The 25,087-nt window shown below is 37.1% G+C and carries 22 protein-coding genes; 20 read left to right on the forward strand and 2 right to left on the reverse strand.

Annotation, left to right across the window (positions count from 1 at the left end; genetic code table 11):
• Positions 1-13 precede the first annotated feature (13 nt).
• The 6 genes from NSU19_RS02315 to NSU19_RS02340 all read left to right on the forward strand — a co-directional run bounded on the left by NSU19_RS02315 (position 14) and on the right by NSU19_RS02340 (position 6,541).
• Complete coding sequence (locus NSU19_RS02315) at positions 14-724, forward strand: M48 family metallopeptidase (RefSeq protein ID WP_339198488.1); 711 nt, start codon at positions 14-16, stop codon at positions 722-724.
• 1,093 nt (positions 725-1,817) lie between these two features.
• Positions 1,818-1,949 (forward strand): hypothetical protein, encoded by a 132-nt coding sequence (locus NSU19_RS02320; RefSeq protein WP_232515647.1) that lies wholly within the window; start codon positions 1,818-1,820, stop codon positions 1,947-1,949.
• Positions 1,950-2,074: 125 nt separating this feature from the next.
• Positions 2,075-3,751: a hypothetical protein gene (locus tag NSU19_RS02325; protein WP_339198491.1), complete on the forward strand. Its 1,677-nt coding sequence runs from the start codon at positions 2,075-2,077 to the stop codon at positions 3,749-3,751.
• The gene (locus tag NSU19_RS02330; RefSeq protein ID WP_339198495.1) at positions 3,744-4,469 is read left to right on the forward strand and encodes an ABC transporter ATP-binding protein; all 726 of its coding nucleotides are present in this window, start codon (positions 3,744-3,746) and stop codon (positions 4,467-4,469) included. Before NSU19_RS02325 ends, NSU19_RS02330 begins: the two co-directional genes overlap by 8 nt.
• Positions 4,466-5,020 (forward strand): stage II sporulation protein M, encoded by a 555-nt coding sequence (locus tag NSU19_RS02335; protein ID WP_327856894.1) that lies wholly within the window; start codon positions 4,466-4,468, stop codon positions 5,018-5,020. The genes NSU19_RS02330 and NSU19_RS02335 overlap by 4 nt, the downstream gene beginning before the upstream one ends.
• A gap of 870 nt (positions 5,021-5,890) precedes the next feature.
• Positions 5,891-6,541 carry a cupin domain-containing protein gene (locus NSU19_RS02340; protein WP_063387638.1) on the forward strand — a complete coding sequence of 217 codons (651 nt, stop codon included), beginning with the start codon at positions 5,891-5,893 and terminating at the stop codon, positions 6,539-6,541.
• A 445-nt stretch (positions 6,542-6,986) separates the two neighbouring features.
• Here NSU19_RS02340 and NSU19_RS02345 read toward each other — a convergent pair whose 3' ends face one another.
• Both NSU19_RS02345 and NSU19_RS02350 read right to left on the reverse strand, forming a co-directional pair.
• Positions 6,987-7,127, reverse strand: a complete 141-nt coding sequence (locus NSU19_RS02345; protein ID WP_339198498.1) for a hypothetical protein — start codon at positions 7,125-7,127, stop codon at positions 6,987-6,989.
• 230 nt (positions 7,128-7,357) lie between these two features.
• Positions 7,358-8,122, reverse strand: coding sequence for a DeoR/GlpR family DNA-binding transcription regulator (locus NSU19_RS02350; RefSeq protein WP_063387636.1), 765 nt, complete (start codon positions 8,120-8,122; stop codon positions 7,358-7,360).
• Between the two features lie 311 nt (positions 8,123-8,433).
• Between NSU19_RS02350 and iolA the strand changes: the two genes are divergently transcribed.
• From iolA to NSU19_RS02420, 14 genes are all read left to right on the forward strand, one after another.
• Positions 8,434-9,897 carry a methylmalonate-semialdehyde dehydrogenase gene (iolA, locus tag NSU19_RS02355; RefSeq protein ID WP_063387635.1) on the forward strand — a complete coding sequence of 488 codons (1,464 nt, stop codon included), beginning with the start codon at positions 8,434-8,436 and terminating at the stop codon, positions 9,895-9,897.
• Between the two features lie 177 nt (positions 9,898-10,074).
• A complete protein-coding gene (gene iolB / locus NSU19_RS02360; RefSeq protein ID WP_094245021.1) occupies positions 10,075-10,890 on the forward strand; it encodes a 5-deoxy-glucuronate isomerase in 816 nt (271 codons plus the stop codon).
• Positions 10,891-10,916: 26 nt separating this feature from the next.
• Positions 10,917-11,894, forward strand: a complete 978-nt coding sequence (gene iolC / locus NSU19_RS02365; RefSeq protein ID WP_117017316.1) for a 5-dehydro-2-deoxygluconokinase — start codon at positions 10,917-10,919, stop codon at positions 11,892-11,894.
• 25 nt (positions 11,895-11,919) lie between these two features.
• Complete coding sequence (iolD, locus tag NSU19_RS02370) at positions 11,920-13,830, forward strand: 3D-(3,5/4)-trihydroxycyclohexane-1,2-dione acylhydrolase (decyclizing) (RefSeq protein ID WP_066248127.1); 1,911 nt, start codon at positions 11,920-11,922, stop codon at positions 13,828-13,830.
• Between the two features lie 15 nt (positions 13,831-13,845).
• A complete protein-coding gene (iolE, locus tag NSU19_RS02375) occupies positions 13,846-14,739 on the forward strand; it encodes a myo-inosose-2 dehydratase (RefSeq protein WP_339198503.1) in 894 nt (297 codons plus the stop codon).
• 157 nt (positions 14,740-14,896) lie between these two features.
• Entirely contained in the window at positions 14,897-15,895 is a 999-nt protein-coding gene (locus tag NSU19_RS02380) for a Gfo/Idh/MocA family oxidoreductase (protein WP_339198506.1), read from the forward strand.
• Positions 15,896-15,908: 13 nt separating this feature from the next.
• The gene (gene iolG / locus NSU19_RS02385) at positions 15,909-16,928 is read left to right on the forward strand and encodes an inositol 2-dehydrogenase (RefSeq protein ID WP_094245025.1); all 1,020 of its coding nucleotides are present in this window, start codon (positions 15,909-15,911) and stop codon (positions 16,926-16,928) included.
• A 102-nt stretch (positions 16,929-17,030) separates the two neighbouring features.
• Positions 17,031-18,515, forward strand: a complete 1,485-nt coding sequence (locus NSU19_RS02390) for a sugar ABC transporter ATP-binding protein (protein ID WP_063387651.1) — start codon at positions 17,031-17,033, stop codon at positions 18,513-18,515.
• Positions 18,515-19,507 carry an ABC transporter permease gene (locus tag NSU19_RS02395; protein ID WP_339198509.1) on the forward strand — a complete coding sequence of 331 codons (993 nt, stop codon included), beginning with the start codon at positions 18,515-18,517 and terminating at the stop codon, positions 19,505-19,507. Before NSU19_RS02390 ends, NSU19_RS02395 begins: the two co-directional genes overlap by 1 nt.
• A 60-nt stretch (positions 19,508-19,567) precedes the next feature.
• A complete protein-coding gene (locus tag NSU19_RS02400) occupies positions 19,568-20,554 on the forward strand; it encodes a sugar ABC transporter substrate-binding protein (protein WP_063387627.1) in 987 nt (328 codons plus the stop codon).
• A gap of 210 nt (positions 20,555-20,764) precedes the next feature.
• On the forward strand, positions 20,765-21,763 hold the full coding sequence (gene iolG, locus NSU19_RS02405) for an inositol 2-dehydrogenase (RefSeq protein ID WP_063387650.1): 999 nt from the start codon (positions 20,765-20,767) through the stop codon (positions 21,761-21,763).
• A 117-nt stretch (positions 21,764-21,880) separates the two neighbouring features.
• Positions 21,881-22,747, forward strand: coding sequence for a class II fructose-bisphosphate aldolase (locus NSU19_RS02410; RefSeq protein ID WP_339198512.1), 867 nt, complete (start codon positions 21,881-21,883; stop codon positions 22,745-22,747).
• 787 nt (positions 22,748-23,534) lie between these two features.
• Positions 23,535-24,047: a DUF3231 family protein gene (locus tag NSU19_RS02415; RefSeq protein WP_311066814.1), complete on the forward strand. Its 513-nt coding sequence runs from the start codon at positions 23,535-23,537 to the stop codon at positions 24,045-24,047.
• 329 nt (positions 24,048-24,376) lie between these two features.
• Positions 24,377-24,619, forward strand: coding sequence for a WGxxGxxG family protein (locus NSU19_RS02420; protein WP_130158037.1), 243 nt, complete (start codon positions 24,377-24,379; stop codon positions 24,617-24,619).
• Positions 24,620-25,087 lie beyond the last annotated feature (468 nt).

Here is a 25,087-nt window from a genome sequence, read left to right on the forward strand (position 1 = left end):
ATGAACCAAAATTGTGGACAAATGGTATTTATTTGCTGCTTGGTATTTATCGTTAACCCTTATTATAATGCTAGTTTATACTGTAATACATCGTTTCATGGGGAACTATGAAAATGTGGGATTCACCGAGCAATTTTACTCTTTGAAAAAAACGATAGAAGCTGCATGTAGTATAAACGTTAACCTATTTACGAAGAAAGAGTCCGAGAATGAGACGAATGCTTGGGTGTATAGTACTCCTTTTGCATCTAAAAAAAGCATTAACATTTACATGACAGAAGGTTTGATAAAAAAATTTACTTTAGATGAGGTAAAGGCAGTGTTATTTCACGAAATTGGACATATCAAACGAAAGCATGGTCGTTGGATACTGTTTATTACTTTTGGAGTAGCGACGCTTATTAGTTTGCTGATGTTCTTTACTAGAAAAATTATGCTAGGATTTGGATGGGGACAGTATATCCTTATTTTTCCAGTTGGTATAATCGCTTTAATAGGGCTCACAGAATGGCTTCCGAATAAAATTAGTAAAATGTTTGAACACCAAGCAGATGAATTTGCTGTAAGGCAATTGGGGAATAAGGAGTTATATATTCAAACATTAATGAAGTTAGAGCGAATCAGTGAAAAAGAGAATGACGAGTTTGACTTCAAAAGGAAAGAGTGGAAAGAAACTCATCCATCCTTCCAAAAAAGAATTAACTTTATCAAGGACTTGGTATGAACGTGAAAAATATATTTCGACTTAAGGCGTTTGGTATGGCATTTTTGGAAAGAAATCGAGATGTTTTTTTACTTTCACTTTTAATTGTTTTAATAAGTTTTTTGGACCAATGATTTATTTGCAGTTAACTGATGTAAGAGAAGCAACAGACATGGAACAGGAGGCTGTAGTAATAGTTTCAGAAAACCTCGATGATGAGGAGCTTACGTGGCAGTCTATATTTTTTCATAATTTCATGATTTTATTGCCAGCATGTATTGGTGTGTTTTCATTTGGTTTCGTTTCTTTTTGGTATATCCTTTTACAAGGATATTTATTAAGTACTAGTAGGGGCTGTCTTTGAAAGTCAAATCGCCATTGAAAACAAAAAATCATAAACACCGATATATTAACGTTTCTAAAGCATTAATGGGGGCGTCATAAGCCGTAAAAACGACTTATTAAACACCCCCATTCTCTTTTTGGTTTGTATTTAAATATACAATTTTTCATGGTGTTTTTGAAATCCTAGCAATTATACTTGTTGGGGCATTCGCACTAAAGCCTGCAGTAGTGACTTTTAAGTGCATTATATTAAAAAAGCCCTTTTTCCAAAAAAGAGATTTTAAAGATATGTCTATACTGTTTGTGCTCTATGTATTTTTTCTTTTCTTGGCAGCGTTAAATTGAAGGTCTTATAACAACAAGGCTTTGAGATGGGGACTTATATGAAAAAAATTTGGCTTATATGGAACAATCGGACACGGTTAACTATTAATAAAATTGTGTACCAGGATGAAAGCATGATAATAGTTAGTAGTTCCTATTTTACAAGTGTTATATGGAATTTAATTTACAATCAACCCTATATATGGTAATCTAGGGGGTTGAAGGGATTTGTATAAAATTGCTAATTTAGGAGATAGTAACAATGAAGCAATGTGTAGACCTGAAAAAAATTGTGATTTTAGGATTACTTGCTAGTCTTTTAACTTTTGCATTAGGTTAAATGGCAGCTCAAGTTACTACTGAAATAGGAACTGTAAATTCATCTTTCGCATGATTAGCTACTAAACTCGGAATTAAACAGGCTACAGCAGGGCTTATTATTGATTTGGTTTCTGGAGGTTCAACTCTTTGGTCGATTGTTGCGGCAGTAGCTGGACTTAGCGGCGCAATTGGAGGTATTACTGCAATTAAAGCCGTTATTCAAAATTCAGGAAGAAAATATGCTATTGCTTGGTAATTAAAGCTGAAAGAGTACAAGCACAAGCTGCGGAAATCCGGCAAAACTTGTATTCGCAGCTAATACTAAAATTAACAAGCCCCCTCTTTTTTCTGTTTACCTAGTCAGGAGGTGCCAGTTAAATAATGTTTACTAGTAATTCTGTCTTTTCTTTTTTAGATAAAATGATCAATATAATAAAATATAACAGAAAATCTGCTCTGCGAAAATTTTTAGCAGACTGGCAGCTGGATAAAATTGATCTTAGAAAGATATATAGATGGATTACACTCATTATGATTTTTATTATGAGTGCTTTGTTTTTTTTCACAGTATTTTTAACTGGTTATATCATCAAAGATCTAGATGCAAATACATGGTTAAATGTCTTTTTGAGCTTTGTAATATTTCTTGCTTTCTTCAACTCATTAAGTTTCTTTAATAAAAAATCTTCTGTTTTTTATTATGACACGACAAAAATGTTGTCTCAATTAAAAAGTTATAGAGTGTTGCAAGTCATTGCTTCTATTTATGGTGACTCATTGAAAAATACAGTGATAATGTGGTTCGTTTTGTTAATGCCTGTAGTTTTAGGGATACATATAAATTACCCAAGTTTTGAGCTGAAATTTTTGATTTACTATTTTCCGCTATTTAGTCTATTAAGTTTAATAATGACTATGTTTTTTTCATACTTCCGCTTTTTGTTTGCCCATTTTTTTTATATACAATCACTGCGTTTATTAAATCGCTTTTTTCTATTTATAGTCGTTGGGCTCTTATTTTTTTTATTACCCTTCACGATCGCTTCACTGTTATTCAATTCACAAAAATTTGGAATTAAATTAGCAAATATTGTGATAAAATATCAGTCTTTTTTAATGGAACTCGGTCTGCCTAAGGACATATATAATCTCGAGTTTCATAAACTTTTCATCGTTTTTCTTTTCATGCTATTCATAGCTGGTGTATTCACTTTGATATGGATCAAAACATTAAATCATTTAGATTTAATACCTTATTACCAAATTCGTACCCGTAAAAGCTCTATATCTGATAAAGATAAGTTCATAAATACGAATAAATATTTTTTTGTAAAAGACATACTTCATATTAAGCGTGTTAGTTCATGGTTTATTGGGCATATAGGAAAAACTATATTAGGCTTGCTAGTATTTATCGGAATCGCCTTGCCAGTCGTACAACATTTTATTGATTCAACATCACCGTTGTTTTTTTTATCCATTATAACAGTATTTGCTTTTGCCATATTTCAAATTGTTGGCGACTCACTAAAAATGATATTAGCGATTGATACAGAGGCCAAGAATATACACTTGCTTGTTTATACCAAATATACAATGTGGGATATTGTCAAAGAAAAATGGTATATATATTTTATTTTTACATTTCTAGTCACTTTTTTCGTCGTCTTATTATCTTCTGTTTTTATAAATGTAAATATTTTTCTGTATGCTTTATCAATCACTATTATGCTCACCTATGGTGGACTGAGTGGTTTATTTCAAATATTCTCAACAGCGTTATACCCACGGATAAATTGGGAGCATCCCTATGAAATTGGTGAATCCCATAAAGCTAATTTTATAGAAAGCATTTTAAATAATGGTCTAACTTATCTATACACGGTTTTCATAGGAGGATTACTGATCGCAGATCAATTTTTCGGATTAAAATTAAACACTGTGGTTGCATGTATTCTTATATTAATTCTCGTTGCTTTTTTCTTTTGCGCTTATGCCATCGTTGCTGCGTATACTAAACAAATTTCAGTCAGGGAGGTTTTCTTAAAAAATGATTAAGGTGAAAAATTTATCTAAAAGATATGATGAAAATATCGTTTTAGATAACCTTAATTTCCAAGTGGATACGGGTTGTATCTATGGGATTGTTGGTACGAATGGTGTTGGGAAAACTACCTTTCTACGTATCCTTGCAGGTTTATCCAAACCAGATCATGGTGAAATATACATTGATAACATAAAACGTGTTGGTAATAATAGTAATAAAAAAATAAGTTTTGTTCCTGATTCCGCTTCTTTATATGAATATTTAAGCGGGGAAGAATATCTTTTGTTCTTTGCATCTATTTTAGATGTTCCGAAAGAGTTGCGAAAAGATAAAGTTTCTTATTTACTTGACCTCTTCAATTTAACATCAGCAAAAGATGAATTGATTAAGACATATAGCCACGGAATGAAACAAAAGGTATCTATTGCATCAGCATTATTGAACGATCCAGATATATTATTATTAGATGAACCTTTGACAGGAATCGATTTAATCAATTCACATATTATAAGACAACATATAAAAAAGTTTGTAAAAGCAGATAAAACAGTTATTCTAACGACACATTTACTTGAATTGGCACATTCTCTATGCGATAAAATAGGGATTTTACATAAAGGTAAAATTGTCGAGGAATTTTCAACCAATAAATTAAGTCTCGATTCAATAGAAAAGCGTATTACATCAGTTTACTTAGGTAAAAATTCTGGAGAAATGATGAGCAAATGAATTTTCAGGGAAGGGGTATAAAAGATGTTGTTCGTAAGCTTGTATCGAATAACAAAATATTGTTTGTCATTTCTTTACTTTTATTTTTTGGGGGGATGGCAGGGGGGTATTTGTTTAGAATAGATGCAGTAAGAGGAGACTTAAACTATATACAGGCTTCTGATGTAGAAAACTTACTTTTTAATAATATAAAGGCATCACTAGTTATTGCTTCAGGATTACTTTCTCTTGGTATTTCTACTGTTATATTTTTGATAACTAATGGGTTAATAGTCGGTTCCTCTATTCAGCAGCAATTGGAGCTTGGATTGTCTATTTCAAGTATTTTTGTAAAGCTAATCCCGCATGGAATATTTGAGATACCTGCGATATTAATAAGTGGAATCATTGGATTAAAAGGCGTATCAATTATTATTGAATATTTCCGTACTTCTTTAAGTGCAAAACAGCTAATAAAACAGACGTTATTTGAAATAGCCCTATTAACCAGTATAATATTAATTTTCCTTACATTGGCAGCAATAATAGAATGGTATATAACCCCATTATAATATTGGAGGTCATGTCATGAGTGCAAAATTTGCAAATTTTCTATCAACTGCCCTTTTTTTCTTAGCATTGATCGTTATAGTACTAACTAAAAATCTATATTTAGGTTTATTCCCCTTAATTTTGTCTATGTTTATTCTTACTTGGCAATTAGAAGGAAAGATAAACAATAAAATGTTAAAATTCCTTTTTTTGGGCTTTGAATTACTGTTTCTTTTTATACTCTCATTTTTTTTAATTTATCATCTTCTTACGAGGGGGATATAAATGAATATTATTCATAAACCAAGTATCAAGTTGGTATGGTTTGGAATATTGGTAAATTAGTTATTGTTTAACATTTTATTTTTTACAATTAGGAAGTACTCTTCTTTCAAACAGAATGCTGAATTTATAACCATTGACCAAGGAAGGCTTAGGCAGTATGTGATTTGCTTATCCCAAAAAGTATAGTCTTACATTGGTCAGTTGTGCAACTATTTTCGAATTAAAACAAAGTCATTATTGTTTTCAAAAATGATTTTGACTGAAAAATAACTGGCCAAATCACAAAATAGAGATGACGTTGATATTGAGCTGCCTGATGTTTTTGCAACGATAAAAGTTCAACTATTTCGCTCCGATTAATGTGTACGTCTTCATGATCCTGCATAGATAGCGAATCGGTCAGGGGGAAAATTGCCTTTGGCTGCGAGAAAGCTCAAGGAAGTTTCGGCATATTACCCTTTCTGGAAAAGATTATCCCTAATTTTTTATATCGCCCATATTTTAGGTACAGGGAGATCTTTGGCTTTTTTATTTAGGTACTTGCACTACTAATACGTGTCTGCATAGATTATGGTGAAATATTTAAACACAAAGGATGAGTGCACATGGTTGCATATTTGGATTACACATCACCTAAAACGCAATTCACCTTCGATGTCAACAAGAGTAGATCGTTCACAAAGGATAAACACAACTTTATAAATATCTTGGGAATTAAACAGTTAAACACATTAGAAAACATATCTTTATTGGATATTTTTTTAAGCAAAAATAATGTTATAGAACCTCACTATCATCAAAATGCAGCTGAGCTGGTCTATTGTATTTCCGGTGCTGCCACTGTCTCGATGTTGAACCCATTTACAAAACAAATTCATAACTATCCAATTAAGCCGGGGCAGGTGGTAAATATTCCGCAAGCATGGTGGCATTACGAAGTAGCAACCAAGGATAATACACACCTTCTGGCAATATTTGATGCCCCGACTCCTGAGGTGATTTTAGGTTCAGATATCTTAAAGCTTACTCCGTCAAATATCATGGCGCATACTTATTGCCTGAATGAACAGGAATGGAAGAAAACTATAGCTCCTATTCAACCGAACACATTTATCGGCCCACATAAAAACTGTAAACGTAAGAAATATGAAAATGATCAAACTAGATCGACCCGCCAAAATCCAAATTATATCCATCATTATCATCATTACCCTTATAATTACCCATTCGCATCTTATAGTCCCAGCCTTTCCTAAGGCAGAACCTTTAAAGGAGGTATTTTTCCTTTGATAGGTTTTGTTTTGAGAATTTACTGAAAATTCCAGTCGTATGATACAGTTCCTGATTATAGAAATCTTATGGCAATTCTCTTTTTTTGTTGAAACCATCTCTTAGATAAGGAAAAGGTGGTTGGAAACATTGCTTCGTAAGCTGTTAGGGTATAATCACTGGAAGAATGTTTCAGGAAGAACTATGCTAAGCAAATATGCGGCGGTGAGCGACATGTGGTGTAACTCCTCAACTCATGAATTCGTTTCGCAAATATTCTTAAACCCTTGGGCAATCCAGTAAAGTAAAAGGATTTGTCCAAGGGTTTTATGTTTGCCGAAGGAGGTTTTCATGATTTGCCTTAAAAATCTTTATACATACTTTGCAACAGTTAGTTCCCAAAACGAAAAAAAGGCGGGGGTTTTTGCATAACTAAGTTGATTTTTGATCAAGCGGTGTTGAAGGGAGGGCTTCTCTGTTTGCAAATTGTCCAATTGTAACCGCAGGTTTAAATCCTTTTTGCCAATTGGTTCGACCAGCAGCTTGAAAATAGAATAATCGAATGGCTTTCACTCTGTTGTGTCCGTTAAAATAAAAACATTTACACTTATCTACTGAATGAATCAATTACTTCCTGTTCCATAGAACAGCAGGAACGATTTCGAAAATCTATTAAAATATGTCTCCATCGTTAAAAGGTGAACAAGCTTGAGGAAGTCATGATGAGAACAAGGATTCAGTCACCTCAAAAACAATTTGACAAAAGAAAAAGCTGCTAGCCGCTTGTCAACGATGTTTTATGTTTAATTTTCATTATCAGCAATGACAAGCTGGATATTGTGTTTTTTGGCAAATTCCTGGTATTGCTCGCTCGGAGCAGTGTCCGTAATAATATAATCAACCTCATCAAGACGGCAATAAGTCATTAAAGCGTATTTATCAAATTTATCATGATCTACCAATAAATAAACTTGTTCACTTCTTTTGACAATTGTTTGTTTTATTTCGCTTTCAAGCGGGGAAGAGTTCGTTACGCCATTTGAAATGGAGATGCCGGTTGATGCCATGAAAGCTTTATTAATATTGTAGCTTTGTAATATATCCATATTTTTGAGACTGACGAACGATTTCGTTTTACGTTCAAATACTCCACCTGTTGTCAGAACGTTTAAGTTTGGATAAGGGTACGAATTTATAATAAAGTCCAAGTTGTTTGTGATGATCGTAACCTGTTTTGTTTGCAAATATTCCACCATTTCCAATGTTGTTGTTCCCGAATCAATATAAATAATATCGCCGTCCTCAACATATTTTGCGGCTGCTTTGGCAACGGCTTTTTTCTGCTTTTGATTGCGGGTTTGTCTGACCGTAAATGATTCTAATGTTGTATGATTAACAGCAACTCCTCCGTACACCTTTTTGATCGTTCCCCGTTCAACTAATTGTTGAACATCGCGCCGGATGGTGTTTTTTGACACATTGAATTCCTTAACAAGTTCGTCCAACGAAACGGTTTGATGTTCAAAAACATATTTTTCTATTTGTTCTATTCGTTTAGATTTTAACATGTGGATCCCTCTTGCTTTCTTTAGTTTTCACTGGCTAATATTTGAAACAAATTATAAAGTTAACCAAAACTTAACCATCAACGTTAATTATATCTATATTACCCTATAAGTTCAATAATAATGAAGATTTAGCCGATTAGTCGCAGAAATATTTTTAAATTTTTGTTGACTGAAAACGCTTTTAATATTATCATAAAAATCGAGATATAACCAAAATATAACTAATATATAACAATAATATCATCAATTTTTTAAAAAACATACCAACTATTTATGATCAACTAGTGTTGATGAATTAAGGGGGACAGAAAATGTCTAACGCATTAAAATTAAAAAATTACATTAATGGCGAATGGGTTGAAAGTAAAGCAACAAAATATGAAGATGTTTACAATCCTGCTACAAAAGAAGTAATTGGCCAAGTTCCGCTTTCTACAAAAGAGGAAGTGGATGAAGCTGTAGAAGTTGCCAAAAAAGCTTTTGAGGAATGGAAAAACGTCCCTGTTCCTCGCCGTGCAAGAATTCTATTTAATTTTCAGCAGCTGTTAATAAAGCATAGGGAAGAATTAGCGCGGATCATTACGATTGAAAATGGAAAAAGTTATTCTGAAGCATTAGGAGAAGTTCAGCGCGGAATAGAAAATGTAGAGTTTGCGGCAGGAGCGCCTACTTTAATGATGGGGGATTCCTTATCAACGATTGCGACTGATATTGAGGCGACCAATTACCGCTATCCGATCGGCGTGGTCGGCGGGATTACTCCGTTTAACTTCCCGATGATGGTGCCTTGCTGGATGTTCCCAATGGCAATAGCGCTTGGCAATACTTTTATATTAAAACCATCTGAAAGAACACCGCTCTTAATCGAAAAATTAGTCAACTTGTTTACAGAAGCGGGTCTTCCAAAAGGTGTATTAAATGTGGTAAATGGAGCGCATGATGTTGTCAATGGAATTTTGGATCATCCGGATATCAAAGCGATTTCGTTCGTTGGCTCCAAACCGGTTGGCGAATACGTTTATAAACGGGCTAGTGAAAATTTAAAACGTGTTCAGGCGTTGACTGGAGCGAAAAACCATACGATTGTGTTAAAGGATGCCAACTTGGATGATGCTGTTACCAACATTATTTCTTCAGCATTCGGATCAGCAGGAGAACGATGCATGGCATGTTCAGTTGTGACGGTGGAAGAAGAAATTGCTGATCAATTTATCGCCAAGTTAAAAGAAGAAACAGAAAATATTAAAATGGGCAACGGCCTTGATGACGGTGTCTTGCTAGGACCGGTCATCCGAGAAGAAAATAAAAAACGCACGATCCGTTATATTGAAAAGGGTGTTGAAGAAGGCGCAACCTTGGTATGTGACGGACGCAATCGCGCAACAGACGACGGGTTTTTTATCGGACCTACGATTTTTGACAATGTTACAACCGATATGACCATTTGGAAAGATGAAATTTTTGCACCTGTCTTATCGATCATTCGGGTGAAACATTTAAAAGAAGCGATCGAAATTGCAAATAGATCTGAGTTTGCCAACGGCGCATGTATTTTTACAACGAACGCTCAAGCCATTCGCTATTTCCGCGAAAATATTGATGCAGGTATGTTAGGCGTTAACTTAGGAGTGCCGGCTCCAATGGCGTTTTTCCCGTTCTCCGGATGGAAGTCTTCGTTCTTTGGAACATTGCACGCCAACGGAAAAGACAGCGTTGATTTTTATACGCGCAAAAAGGTTGTCACAGCTCGCTATAAAACGCCAAGTTTTGAATAATAGATTGGTAATGTGATAGAAGATTCATCCTTCAGGCTCATTATTAGCTTCATGAGCCTGAAAATGAATCGGAAAAGAGAGCGCAACGGCTTTGTCAAAAGCTTTAAGAAAACAATTGTTTTTTCGGTTTTTTTCCTTTAAGAAAAAGAAAACCGCCGCCATGTGAGGGAGGTATATATGAGTCATTTGCTGCGAAAACCGAACAAGAAAGAAATCGAAAAGGGAGTAATGGTTGTTCATGAAGTAACATCAGAAAACTCTCCTTTGGAATATGTGGGATTTAAAGTCATCGATTTAGATCCGAACGCAAAATATTCGGAATTATTAGGAAACCAAGAATGCTGCATCGTCGCCTTAACGGGAAAAATTAATGTTTCAGTCGGTGATGAAAATTTCGAAAATTTAGGCACGCGGGAAAGTGTTTTTGAAAAGATCCCGACGGACAGCGTATATGTTTCCAATCAGCGCCATTTTGAGGTTGAAGGAGTAACAAAAGCGCGCGTTGCCTTATGCTATTCCCCGTCTGAACGTCAGCTGCCTACGAAATGGATTAAAGCAGAAAATGTAGGAATCGAGCATAGGGGGATACTTAACAATAAACGTTTTGTCCACAATATTTTGCCTGATTCAGATCCAAGTGCGAATAGTCTTTTAGTGGTGGAAGTGTTTACGGAAAGCGGCAATTGGTCAAGCTATCCTCCGCATAAGCATGACCGTGATAACTTGCCAAATGAGTCGCTATTGGAAGAGACCTATTATCATGAAATGGATCCGCCTCAAGGATTCGTTTTTCAGCGAGTTTATACGGACGATCGTTCACTAGATGAAACGATGACAGTTGAAAACGGCGATGTTGTCATCGTGCCGAAAGGATATCATCCGGTCGGCGTACCAGACGGTTATACCTCTTATTATTTAAATGTTATGGCAGGCCCGAAACGGATTTGGAAATTTTACAATGACCCTGATCATGAATGGATATTGAAACGTTAAAAAATACAAGGAGCTGTTTATCAAAGATGAGATATGATTTCAATACCGACAGAGAATTTGACATCATTGCAATTGGCCGTGCATGCATTGATTTAAACGCTGTGGAATACAACCGTCCGATGGAAGAAACGATGACTTTTACAAAATATGTTGGAGGCTCTCCGGCTAATATCGCCATTGGCTGTTCAAAATTAGGGCTGAAGGCTGGATTCATCGGAAAAATTTCAGACGATCAGCATGGCCGTTTTATTGAGCAGTATATGCGCAATGTTGGGGTTGACACATCCCATATGGTCGTTGATCAGGAGGGGCATAAAGCCGGATTGACTTTTACAGAAATTAAAAGTCCGGAAGACTGCAGCATCTTAATGTATCGTGAAAATGTAGCAGACCTCTATTTGAAACCGTCCGAGGTAGATGAGGAATATATCAAAAGATCCAAAATTTTGCTTGTTTCCGGTACGGCGCTATCTAAAAGCCCTTCGAGAGAAGCTGTTTTGAAAGCGATCTCTCTGGCGAAAAAACATGATGTGAAAGTCATATTTGAATTGGATTATCGCCCGTACACTTGGACATCTACTGATGAAACTTCTGTTTATTATTCATTGGTGGCGGAAAAGGCAGACGTTGTGATCGGCACCCGCGACGAATACGATATCATGGAAGGAACAAAAGACGGGAAAAACGAAGAGACCGTTCGCTATTTGTTTCAGCATTCGCCGGACCTGATTATCATTAAGCATGGCGTTGAAGGCTCTTATGCGTATGCGAAATCAGGTGAAACATTTCAAGCGAATGCTTATCGGACAAAAGTATTAAAAACGTTCGGTGCAGGGGATGCATACGCTTCAGCCTTCTTGTATGCGCTAATTACAGGCAAGGACATTGAGACGGCTTTAAAATACGGGAGCGCCTCAGCAGCTATTGTCGTCAGCAGACACAGCTCTTCTGATGCAATGCCGAAAGCAGAAGAAATCGAACAACTCATTGCCGAAAGATCATAATTGAATACGATCAGGGGTGAAAAAGATGGGAACTATCCGGTTGACAACAGCTCAAGCTTTAATCAAATTTTTGAACCAACAATACATTCACGTTGACGGTAAAGAATTTCCCTTTGTGGAAGGAATCTTCAATGTGTTCGGACATGGCAATGTTTTAGGAATTGGTCAGGCGCTTGAGCAAGATCCCGGCCATTTAAAAGTAATTCAAGGGAAAAATGAACAAGGAATGGCGCATGCAGCCATTGCTTACAGCAAACAAATGCTTCGGCAAAAAATATTTGCCGTCACCACGTCGGTTGGACCGGGGTCGGCCAACTTGGTCGCGGCAGCGGGTACAGCTCTTTCCAATAATATTCCCGTCCTTCTGCTCCCTGCAGATACGTTTGCTACCCGCCAGCCTGATCCTGTTTTGCAGCAAGTGGAACATGAATATAGTACGGCGGTGACAACCAATGATGCGCTCAAGCCCGTATCAAGATATTGGGATCGGATCACACGCCCTGAACAGTTGATGTCAAGTTTAATCAGAGCTTTTGAAGTGATGACAGATCCGGCCAAAGCGGGTCCTGCGACCATCTGCATTTCGCAAGATGCCGAAGGGGAAGCGTTTGATTTTGATGAGAAATTTTTTGAAAAACGGGTGCACTATCTTGACCGCAAATTGCCGACCGATCGAGAGCTAAAGGGAGCTGCAGAATTAATAAAATCAAGCAAAAAACCACTTATCATTGTGGGCGGCGGTGCAAAATATTCCCAAGCGAGGGATATTTTAATCAAGCTTTCCGAGAAGCATGATATTCCGCTTGTCGAAACGCAAGCCGGAAAATCGACAGTCGAATCAACATTTAAAAATAATTTGGGCGGAATCGGAGTAACCGGAACATTAGCTGCCAATAAAGCGGCTAAAGAAGCGGATTTGATTATTGGAGTGGGAACAAGATATACAGATTTTACAACTTCGTCGAAAACAGCGTTCAATTTTGAACAGGCAAAGTTTTTGAACATTAATGTCAGCCGTTTGCAGGCCTATAAAATGGATGGTTTTCAAGTAGTCGCAGATGCCAAAACAACTTTGGAGCTGTTATTCCCGCTGTTGGACGGGTATAAAAGCGAATTCGGAGATCAAATTGTCGAATTAAAAGAGGAGTGGCTGAGAGAGCGCGACCGTTTAAGCAAGATAGTGTTTGACAGGGAAAACTTTACACCGGAAATAAAAGATCAGTTTTCCCAAGAAGTGCTGAATGAATATGCAGATGCGTTAAATACAGAATTGGCGCAAACCACTGCATTATTGGCGATTAATGAAGCGGTTTCGCCTGACAGTATCATCATCGGTTCAGCTGGTTCATTGCCTGGAGATCTTCAACGCTTATGGCATTCAACAGAACCTAACACATACCATATGGAATACGGGTATTCGTGTATGGGATATGAAGTGTCGGGTGCTTTAGGAATCAAGCTTGCGCAGCCTGACAAAGAAGTTTATGCCATGGTCGGCGACGGCAGCTTCCTCATGCTGCATTCTGAATTGGTTACAGCCATTCAATATAATCATAAAATTAATATTTTGCTGTTTGACAACTCAGGATTTGGCTGTATTAGCAACCTGCAAATGGGCAATGGAATGGGAAGCTATTATTGCGAATTCCGAACACATGACAATCAAATTATGAACATTGATTATGCAAAAGTGGCTGAAGGCTACGGAGCCAAAACTTACCGTGCCAATACAGTCGAAGAATTGAAAGCAGCATTAGAAGATGCCAAGAAACAAAATGTATCTACTTTAATAGAAATGAAAGTGCTTCCAAAGACCATGACAAATGGCTATGAAAGCTGGTGGCATGTCGGGGTTGCGGAAGTCTCTGAAAAGGAAAGTGTGCAAAAAGCATTTAAAGAAAAACAAGAAAATTTAAAAACTGCCAAACAATATTAAAGAAGGAGACAAACAATGGGAGAGCAAGACATCTTATGGGGAATTTCGCCGATCGGCTGGAGAAATGATGATATACCGGAAATCGGAGCTGAAAATACGTTGCAGCACCTTTTAAGCGACATTGTTGTCGCAGGTTTTGAAGGCACCGAAGTTGGCGGCTTTTTCCCTGAGCCGAAAGTGTTAAACAAGGAATTGGAGCTGCGAAACTTAAAAATAGCAGGACGGTGGTTTAGCAGTTTTATTATCCGCGACGGCATAGAAGAAGCTAAACGGGCTTTCCATCAGCATTGTCAATACTTGTATGAAGTTCATGCAGATGTGGCAGTAGTTTCTGAGCAGACTTACAGCATTCAAGGTACCGATAAAAATGTTTTTTCCGAAAAGCCGCACTTTACAGATGCCGAGTGGACCCAATTATGCGAAGGCCTGAACGAACTGGGAAAAATCGCTGTGCAGTACGGTTTGAAATTAGTTTATCACCATCATATGGGAACGGGGGTTCAAACCCTTCCGGAGATTGATCGGTTAATGGAAAACACTGATGCAAACTACGTGCACCTGCTCTATGACACAGGCCACATCTATGTTTCCGATGAAGATTGCCAGCAGCTATTAAACAAGCATATTGACCGCATAAAACACGTGCACTTTAAAGATGTAAGAAAAAAGATAATGGAGGAGTGCAAAAAAGAAGGAAAATCATTCATGAATTCCTTCTTAAGCGGAATCTTTACGGTACCAGGGGATGGCTGCATTGATTTTACCGTACTTTATCAAAAACTATTGGACCATCAATACAAAGGATGGATTATCGTTGAAGCCGAACAAGATCCGTCAATAGCCCATCCATTGGAATACGCTTTAATTGCTCGTAAGTATATAAATGAAAAATTATTAAACAACTCTTAAGCAGGGCATGGGGGATGAAACAAACAACAGTTTCGCTCTTTAAAAAAATGTCACCCGTTAATCGAAACAATCGATTCGTAACTTTGATTGTAATGGGATGGTGGGCGGTCATGATTTTACCTTTGCCGTTCAGAAAATTTTGTGAAAGGTGATCAAAATGGAAAAAGTAAAGTGGGGAATTATGAGTGCAGCTAATATTGCTTACGAGCAGCTTCTTCCTGCCCTGAGACAATCCTCTCGTTCCGAAGTTGTAGCGATTGCGAGCAGAAGCAAAGAAAAAGTCGCCCGATTCAATATTCCAAAGGTTTATAGTGATTACGATCAATTGTTAGAAGATGAATCGATAGATGTAGTTTATATTCCTCTTCCAAATGCCCTGCACGCCGAATGGGCAATAAAAGCTGCACAGAAGGGAAAGCATATTTTAGTAGAAAAGCCTGCAGCTGTTAGTACGAAAGAATTATTGAAGGTAAAGGAAGCTGTAGAGCAAAACAACGTAATTTTTATGGAAGCCTTTATGTATCAATTCCATAAACAACATGCACGTGTAAAGGATTTATTGGCTTCGGGGATGATCGGAAGCATATTGCATGTAAAATCACATTTTTCTTGGAGTTTGCAAGACCGGGATGATATTCGTTTAAACCCCGCATTAGGCGGAGGAGCTATGTGGGATGTCGGGTGTTACGGAGTTCATGCGATGAGCCAGATCATCGGAATAAAACCAGAGAAAGTTGTTATGTTGGGGGAAGTTGACCCTGAACATAAAGTGGATATGTTATCAACTTGTATTTTTGTAGATGAGTTTGGAAGAACAGCCGAAATTACCGCCAGCATGAAGCTGCCATTTATTAATCGGTATGAAATTATAGGAGAGCGCGGAACCATTTTAGTAGATTCCTCTTTTCGGCCTGATGTGTCATCAGATCAAAAGGGCAAAGTAATTGTAAAAGATGACAATAACGAAATAATACTGTTTGAAACATATAAAGATAATCAGTATTTCAATCAAGTGGAGCATGTAAATGATTGCATTATCAACGGAAAACAACCAGTTTATGGAATCCGAAATTCTATTCAAGTTATTCATTATATAGAAAAAGGTTATGAATCTTTGCGCAATCAATCCGTAGTAGCAAGTCTAAATAAATTTTAGGAAGGTAATGAAAATGAACAGAAAAATTCGCTGTGCAGTGATCGGGCTGGGACGTCTTGGATATTGGCATGCCGTAAACGTTAAGACAAAAATCCAATCCGCCGAACTAGTATACATTTGTGATAGAAATGAAGAGCTTGCCAAAAAAGTTTCCATAGAATTAGATGTTCCTAACTTCACTACAAATCCAAGTGATATTTTTTCCAATGATCGGATTGAGGCTGTTATCATTGCTTCTCCTACGAGTACGCATTTTGAACTGTTGAAGGAAGCAGCTTTTAGCAATAAAGCAGTTTTTGTTGAAAAACCGCTTGTCAGCAATTTAGACGAAGCGAAAGAAATTTTTGCAATAATGAAGCGGCATAACACAATTTGTCAGGTCGGCTTTATGAGACGGTTCGATCCAGCATACGCTGAAGCCAAAAAAAGAATTTTAAGAGGAGATATCGGAAAACCAATTTATTTTCGGGGAATTTCCCGCGATCCAGCATCGCCTCCTGAAGAATTTATAAAAAATAGCGGCGGTATATTTATTGATATGGCCATTCATGATTTTGACATTGCAAGGTATTTAATGGAATCAGACGTTGAAGCAGTATCAGCTCACGGCAAAGTTTTAAAATATCCGTTTATGTCCAAATATCAAGATGTGGATCAATCTCTCTGTTATTTAGAATTTGAATCGGGAGCCGTTGGTGACGTTGAATCCAGCAGAAATGCCCATTATGGCTATGATATACGTGCGGAAGTAATAGGTACGGAAGGAACGATTTTTATTGGCGGCTTGCGTCAACATAACATTCAAGTTTTGACCAGTTCTGGCGCAGTTCATGATATTGTTCAAGATTTTCCGACTAGATTTAAAGACGCCTATTATCTCGAGCTGGAAGACTTTTTCAATGCTTTACTAGAGGGGTATCAACCTAAAGTAACTGTTGAAGATGGAGTAAAAGCTCAAGAAATTGCTGTTGCGGCACAAGAATCGTTTTTTAAGCAAGAAAAAGTTTCCTTGAAAACATCTAAAATATTATGATTTTGTCTTCAGAATAGCTGTTGATTCTCTTAATAGATTAGTTCCTATACGCAGAGAAAGGAGGAAAAAACATTGGCTAGTGCTGAAGGAAGCTTACTGGTGATGAAGGGCATTAAAAAAAGCTTTTCAAATAATCATGTTTTGAAGGGCATTGATTTTGAAGTGAAACCTGGGGAAGTTCATGTGCTGTTAGGTGAAAATGGGGCTGGTAAATCAACGTTGATTAAAATTTTGACGGGAGCCTATCAAAAAGATGAAGGAGAAATTTATTGGGAAGGCCAGCCGGTTCAAATCAGCTCACCTTTGGATGCCATGCAACTTGGAATAGCAACGATATACCAAGAACTAAACGTGATTCCAGAGCTGAAAGTCTATGAAAATATATTTTTAGGCCGGGAAATTAAAGGGAATGGAAAATTTTCATTTATCAACCACAAACAAATGAAAGAAAGCGCGAAGCAATTTTTGCAGATGCTTGGACAAGATCCAGCTATTGCAGAGCAGCCGCTCGGTTACTTAGGAATAGGTCAGCAGCAGCTAGTCGAAATTGCGAAAGCTCTTACTTTAGATGCGAAATTAATTATCATGGACGAACCAACAGCGAGTTTGAGCCAGTCGGAGGTAGAACAGTTATATAAAACGGTTGAACAATTAAAAGAAAAAGGAATTGCTATCATATTTATTTCTCATAGACTTGAAGAAATTAAACGAATTGGCGATCGAATCACTATTTTAAGAGACGGCTTTAAAATCGATACACTTCCAGTAAAGACAACGAGCACGGATCATTGGATTGAACTGATGGTAGGTAGAACTCTTGAAGAAAAATATCCAAAACAAACCTTTACGTTAGGGGAAGAAGGCTTTCGAGTCGAAGATTTAAAAGTTAGCGGCTTTAAAGAACCTGTCAGCTTTAGTATTCGCCGCGGCGAAATTGTCGGTATTTCCGGACTTGTTGGTGCCGGCAGAACGGAGCTGGCAAGAGCCATTTTTGGTGCAGATAAAAAGGAAAAAGGGAAGATCTATGTTGACGGAAAATTAGTCGACATTAAATCACCTAGGGACGCCATCTCTGCCGGAATAGCCTTTATTACAGAGGATAGAAAAAGTGAAGGTTTGCTGCTGGATCAACCGTTATACATGAACATTGTCCTTGCTAATATGGATAACTTTAGAAAAAAGAGCAAATTAATAGATTTGAAAAAAATCAAGCAGGGAGCCATGGACTATGTAAAAGAATTGAAAATCCGCCCGGGAAATATTGAACTGAATGCAAGAAAGCTGAGCGGAGGAAACCAGCAAAAAGTCGTTATAGCCAAATGGCTTTGTACAAAAGCGAAAGTCTTTATATTTGATGAACCGACACGTGGTATCGACGTTGGCGCTAAAGTGGAAGTATATCGGTTGATGAATCAATTAGTTGAAAATGGAGCCATCGTTTTAATGATTTCATCTGATTTGCCGGAAATTTTGGGAATGTGCGATCGCGTACTGGTGATGTCTGAAGGAAAAATAACAGCAGACTTTCCTATTAATGAAGCTTCGCAAGAGAAGATCATGAAAGCGGCTACAGGAGGGAGTAATTGATGAGAGAGTTAGCGGTGAACAGCTCGGAAACGAATGTTGAAAAGAAATCTGTCAAGCATTATCTTAGTAAGTTTGGCGCTCTGATCGGGCTTATCATTTTATGTACAGTTCTCACGATTCTATCGGATAAGTTTTTAACCATCAACAACATCATGAATATCGCCAGACAGTCATCCATTAATGCATTGTTGGCTTTAGGGATGCTCTTGCCGATTTTGACTGCAGGTATCGACTTATCGGTCGGATCCATTTTAGCTATTTCAATCATGTTAATGGGGATTGTTTCCGTTAATATGGGCATGCATCCCATTTTAGGAATTCTTGTATGCTTATTAGTTGGGTGTTTTTTTGGATGGTTAAACGGAATATTGCTGACAAAGCTTAAATTGCCTCATCCGTTTATTTCTACTCTTGGAACAATGAACATAGCACGTGGTTTAGCGCTGATTGTAACAGCAGCTGCACCAATTGCCGGATTTCCGTATTTAATTCAATTTTTGGGGAGAGAATTTGTCGGTCCAATTCCTGTGAGCTTTTTGCTAGTTATCGTGATGTATTTCATTTTCCATATATTTTTAACTAGAACAAAAACCGGAAGATATATTTATGCAATTGGAGGAAATAAAGAAGCAGCTCATTTATCTGGAATCAATGTTGATCGTGTTCTTGTCATTGTTTATACAATCAGTGGTTTTATGGCATCGCTGGCAGGATTAGTTATGGTAGGAAGAGTAAATTCTGCCTTCCCGCTTGCAGGTTTATCATATGAGTTGGATGCCATTGCAGCGGTAATTATTGGCGGAGCAAGCTTTTTTGGTGGAGTTGGAACAGTTTGGGGAACTCTGATAGGAGCTTTAATTATTGCTGTGTTGAGAAATGGCCTTAACTTATTGAATGTTTCAGCCGATTTTCAAATGGCAGTCATAGGATTTGTTATTATAGCGGCTGTTTATGTAGATGTGATTAGACAGAGAAAAAGCAAGAAAGACTAACTTTTTTAAAAATAGTGTTAATATTTAAAATTTATTTATAAATTCAAGGGGGATGATTTTATGAAAAAATGGGTGAAATCTTTAGGTGTTGTAGCAATGGCTGCTAGCATGATTATTGCATCCGGATGTGGGGGTGAAAAATCTTCAGGGGGAAGTAGTGAGAAAGAAGGCAACGATTTAGAAGGAAAAACAATATCAGTCGTTTTAAAAACGTTAAGCAGCCCATATTGGAAATATGTAGAGGCTGGTGCGAAAGCAGCTGGAAAAGAATTGGGTGTTGAAGTAAATGTTGTAGGACCAGCTTCAGAGTCTCAAGTGATCGAACAAGTAAATATGATTGAGGACCAAATCAATCAATCGCCGGGGGCATTAGTTGTTTCGCCAACTCAGCCTTCAACTGTTGTTCCTTCACTAGAACAGGCTACACAACAGGGCATTCCTGTATTGCTCATTGATACAGACGCAGAACTGAAAGATAAAACAACATTTATTGGAACAGAAAACTTCACAGCTGGTCAGGAAGCTGGAAAATTGCTTGCATCAATGTTGAATAAAGGGGATGAAGTAGCTCTTATTAGCGGTGCTCTTGGGAACACTGCAACAGATGAGCGTATAAAAGGAGCCAAAAAAGCTTTAGAAGATGCTGGGATGAAAGTAGTAGCTGAACAACCGGCAGATAGTGATAAATCAAAAGCGATGTCAGTAATGGAGAATATATTACAGAACAATAAAAATATTAAAGGTGTATTTGCTGCAAACGATGATATGGCACTTGGAGTGCTCCGGGCAGTTGAAGCTAAAGGAATGAAAATCCCGGTCATTGGCACAGACGGTACAGTTGAAGCTGTTGAATCGATTATAGCCGGAAAATTAGCCGGAACAATTGCTCAAAGCCCTTATGACATGGGATATTTAGGAGTTGAAAATGCAATTAAAGCTATAAAAGGTGAAAAAGTTGAAAAAAGAATTGACAGCGGCATTGATGTCATCACAAAAGAAAATGCGCAAGAAAAATTAGAATTCTTGAAAAGCATTACGAAAGAATAAATTTTTGTTAACTGATGAAAAGATGGTTGTTCGCAACAACAAGTCTGTCGGACACGTAAAAGCATTAAATAGCTCGAGCTTCTTTAGCTCGAGCTCATTAATATAATGATCCTTTATTTACTTAAATAAAAAACTTTTAATGATGAGCAAGCAGATTTCATCATGCCAAATGATGGTCATTTTCTTGGTGAAAATGGAGGAGATCGGAACATGATAAACATTGGAATTATTGGAGCAGGGAGAATCGGGCGGCTGCATGCAGAAAACATGCAGCATATACCAAATGTAAAGATTAAAGGAATATCGGATGTAATGATTGCTCAAATGGAAGATTGGGCAAAAGAAAAGAACATTTCAATAGTTACGGATAATTATGAGGATCTTTTACGTGATCCGGAAATCCATGCCATTTTTGTTTGCTCTCCAACTACTACGCATGCCGAAATTATTAAAAAGGCTGCGGCGGCCGGTAAGCATATCTTTTGTGAAAAACCGGTTAGTTTTTCAGTTGAAGAAACAGTAGAGGTAATTAATGAAGTTGAAAAGGCTGGCGTCAAATTTCAAGTAGGATTTAACAGACGCTTTGATCCGAATTTTAAAAGGCTACACGATCTTGTTCAACAAGGACAAATTGGAACACCTCATATTTTAAAAATTACTTCAAGGGATCCAAAACCGCCAACCATTGATTACGTGCGGACTTCAGGCGGTTTATTTATGGATATGATGATCCACGATTTCGATATGGCTCGTTATATTGTAAACAGTGAAGTAGTTGAAGTTTTTGCTCAAGGAGCCGTTTTAATAGATTCAGAAATTGGCAAAGCCGGTGATATCGACACGGCAGTTGTAACACTAAAATTTGAAAATGGTGCATTAGGTGTCATTGATAATAGCAGACAGGCCGTTTATGGATATGATCAGAGAGTAGAAATTTTTGGAGATAAAGGGGCGGCAACTGCTGATAATTGCCGGCCGACAACAGTTGAATTATCAACATCTGACCATGTTGTGAAGGATAAACCGCTCTATTTCTTTCTTGAACGTTATTCTGAAGCCTATATTGAAGAAGTTAAGCAATTTGTTCATGCTTGCATGGATAATGAATCTGTTTTGTGCAGTGGATTTGATGGCTTGCAAGCACAAAGAATTGCCAAAGCTGCGCAAGAGTCATTTGAAAAAGGAGTACCGGTGAAAGTCGAGTTTTAACAAACCATTTAAGAAAAAAATTCGTTGTTTTTCATTGAAGATCTTGTATAGAAAACGTAATAGCAAGTACAGATTTTCCCTAGAAAATAGTCGGTATAGGAAAAGGATGATGAATAAATGCCTTTAGTGACAATGCGAGAGATTTTCGCAAGTGCAGAAGAGGATAATTTTGGAATCGGTGCATTTAGTGTTGCAAATATGGAAATGGTTATGGGGGCGATCCAAGCGGCAGAGGAATTAAGATCGCCCATTATATTGCAAATTGCCGAAGTTCGTTTGAAGCATTCTCCACTTCATTTAATCGGCCCATTAATGGTTGAAGCTGCGAAACAATCTGTTGTCCCAGTAGCAGTTCATTTTGATCACGGTTTAACTTATGAAAAAATCAAGCAGGCACTTGATATCGGCTTTACATCTGTCATGTATGATGGATCACATTTACCTTTAAAAGAAAATATAGAAAAGACAAAAGAAATTGTTAAACTGGCGAACTTCTACGGTGCAACCGTTGAAGCTGAGATTGGAAGAGTCGGAGGAAGCGAAGATGGGTCAGAAGATATCGAAATAACTATTACAGGGGTTGAAGAAGCTGAGAAATTTGCTGAAGAAACAAAAGTAGATGCATTAGCAATTGCAATCGGGAACGCCCACGGCGTATATAAAGGTGAACCAAATTTGCGGTTTGACCGTTTGAAGGAAATTGATGATCGAGTTGAAATACCGCTTGTATTGCACGGTGGATCGGGAATCGAAGAGAATGATTTTAAAGAATGCATTAAGTTAGGAATTAGAAAAATTAATGTTGCTACTTCAACCTTCAACAATGTTATCAATCATATAAATAAAAATGTCCAATCTTCTTGCTATACAGATTATTTTGTGTTTCATCAAGATGTTATCCGTGCCGCATATGAAAATGTCAAATACCATATTGAGATTTTCGGAAGCTCCAATCGAATAGAAAAATTGATGCAAAAAATATAGTTTTCTGTACGCTTATTCCCAAAAGATTTATTCCTGCCGGGGAATCGAAAAGCTCATCCAAGAAAATATGGAGAAACTGGCAAATTTTCTTTACCCAAGCCGAAAGCAGTCATTGCGGATGCAGGATATGGCGGTGAAGAAAACTATATGCAGTTGGTGTTGAGAAAGAGCCTCGATTTGATTTTCTGATTTCTTATGGCACCTACGTACAAGAACAACACACAAATACAAAAAGACATCAAAATTGCGAAAAACTGGACGTATTGTGAGCAAGATAATTGTTTTATCTGCCCAAATGGAAGGAAAGTTGCGTTTAAAAAATACCAAAACAAAAAGGACCCGTCTGGTTATGAACAAAGCTTCAAAATCTATGAATGTGAAGACTGTAGTCATTGCCCTCTAAAATCAAAATGCACGAAAGTGAAAGGGAACTGTAAAATTATTACAATAAAAGGATATGTAGGGTGCATGTAATAAAATTGACCACTTTTTTTGAGAACTGGTCTATAGAATAAGTGAGGACTACTTCCTTACTAAGAAGAAAGGAGGTAGTCCTTTTTTGTAGTCAAATTTCCTATCGAGAAGTACTGTTAGAAGGATTGAAAATTTAACTAAATTTGATGATCTAATCAATGCATTACACAAACTTCTTTGTTCATCCTTCGTACAAAATTCCAATAACATAATAAGTTTTTTTAAAACTTCACTTTCCTTTGCATAATTGTATTTCAATCAATCCATATTATCTAAAGAATGGTGATATATGAATTTTGTTAGGAGGTTTATTATGGGAATTTTAAGCGGTAATCCAAAAGAAGAGCCAATGCACTACGGAGAAATATTTGGCGTATGGTCGTATTTACAAACGGCTAAAGGATTTGTTGCAGGATATCAAACATTGCTCAACCACACAGGCGATAAGGATTTAAAACGTTTTATAGAGGATAGCATCGAAAACGTTTTAAAACCGGAAATACAAGAAATAGAAAACTTGTTAAAAGAAAATGGAATAGCACTTCCGCCATCACCCCCAGAACGGCCAAAAGCATGTTTGGAAGATATTCCAGTTGGTGCGAGATTTGCCGACCCGGAAATAGCTGCAATGCTTAGCAAAGATATTTCTGCTGGTTTAGTGGCATGCAGTACAATTATAGGAGAGTGCATCAGGGAAGATATTGCTTTAATGTTTGGTCAATTTCACGTAAAAAAAGCGCAATATGGTGCTAAATTGCTTAGAATAAACAAAGAAAAAGGCTGGCTAGTTCCACCGCCGCTCAACGTGAAAAGTTCGGATTGCTAAATATGGAAAAGCTTGCGATGCCGCAAGCTTTTACTTTTTAAAAATCGTCTTTTGTATGCCAACCATTCATCACGTTTGTGGAATAACAGTAAATCCCCAATCCCTGCCTTAAAACATTTGATAATAGCTCCCCTTCTTTTATAGAAGATATATACCTTGTAATTGCATTCATTTCTCTTTTTTTACCATCTATTTTTTCTTTAACGCACTCGTTTATTGAATTGAATAGGTTTAAAAATGACGCCCTAAACGGCTTCTATATCTAAAGAATAATTGTTCTTTTGATGGACATATTAAATGTTAACAATTATTAAAAGGAGGTGAAAACCATGTTAAAAAAAATTCTCCATTCATTTTGCGCTCTATCAGTTGCGTTGATGCTTTTTGGGATAGTTGCCTACGCTGAAAATGACAGCATAGACGTCAATAACAACACAAACAAAATTACTCAAATGGCTCAAAATACAGATGTTGATAATAGCGATGATAATGAAGATACAGATTGGGGATGGATTGGTTTAGTTGGTCTTGCAGGACTGTTAGGGTTAAGAAGAAATGACAGAAGAGATTAGACCCAATATATTTATTACTCAACTTTCGCACACAGAAATATTTAAGCATTGCTTGATATAATTAGGTATAGTGGCCAACCATTTATTCATTTGATTTTTAAAGATGTCCATGTTCAAAGAAACCTCGGCTTCCGCCAAAGTTTGGAAAAGGTCAATAAGTGATTGAAGGGCAGTAATAAAATCTATGTCTTTTACATCTTCGCAAAGGATGTAAAAAAGGTTGCCAATCGTCTTAGGATCCTCCTCTTTTCGCATTTGCCAAGCAATGAGAATATATCGTGTAAAAACAATGGTTGTATGGCTAATTGTAATGCACCCCTTTGTCAAGACACAAATTGATAATATTTAAGTTATCCATTCTCTCCTTTCGCTATGAATGTGGTGCGTGTGCAAAAAAGGCTTGACATGGAGCCTCTACGGGCACGATTTTTTGCGCTGGAGCGATGGACAGATAACATCGCATGGCTA

This window comes from Aeribacillus sp. FSL k6-2211, from assembly GCF_037966125.1.
GTDB classification, from domain to species: Bacteria; Bacillota; Bacilli; order Bacillales; family Aeribacillaceae; genus Aeribacillus; species Aeribacillus composti.